Here is an 878-nt window from a genome sequence, read left to right on the forward strand (position 1 = left end):
GAAGAAGCGTTAGAGAAACATTCTGAACTAAAAGATAAATACCATTTTACGCCCAATGATGAGCAGAAAACCGCTTGGGAAAAGAATACTCTCTTCAGTGATGAGGTTAATTGGAGTGAGTTAGATGAATTTCTTACTCAACACTACACCCAACTTAAAGATCAAGATAAGCGTATTGCCATGCTCTATCAAGATTTTATGGAGGCGTTTGAGCTGCTCGGAACGGATCCATTAGTCATTGGTATTGATAATCAAGATGAAGACCACCTCACTTATTTATTAAGTGTAATCAGCCAATATTTACAGGTAATCAAACAAGCGGTGAATACCGAGAAGGAGTATGCAACCCTAGAAATTGCACTTTCCCTCGATTCGCCAAAAACACTGTTTGCATTAGCGTCATTGGGTTTTTCAAACGACAACTTACAAGCACTTAATGATCATGTGGAAGAGTTGAGTAATCACCTTATTTCAATCAATAGCTTAGGTGATATGGGGGCATTATCGGGAGCGATAGCGAGTTGGGGAGGCTTTACTGATGATATTCGAATTCAAGATAATAAATGGTTTAAAGCATTAGCAGAGCCTGTTCAGTTAAGTTTCATTGCTCTGCAAAATGCAGTGACAGGCCAAGCTAAAGAGAGTTGGCGAGGGATAGCGAATTTACTGTTTCCACATCAAATGAACACAGCAACAACACCTCAGGGTATGATCAGTAATTTAAGGTTGGTCATATTAGAAGCGTTGGTTAACCCTGAAGCAATAGTGATACATAACCCTGATTATCCTGCACACTTTGCCGCGTGGCAGCGAAAGATGAATGCAGAAGTGATGATCATTCGTCAAATTAGCCAGCCACCATCAGGGCAACCGACACC

1 pseudogene is annotated in these 878 nt (G+C 40.7%); it reads left to right on the top strand.

The features are described from left to right. Nucleotides 1-878: pseudogene (locus tag A6E03_RS20235) on the top strand (hypothetical protein); the annotation flags it as partial.

The sequence above is a fragment of the Aliivibrio sp. 1S128 genome, assembly GCF_001691065.1.
Lineage (GTDB): Bacteria > Pseudomonadota > Gammaproteobacteria > Enterobacterales > Vibrionaceae > Aliivibrio.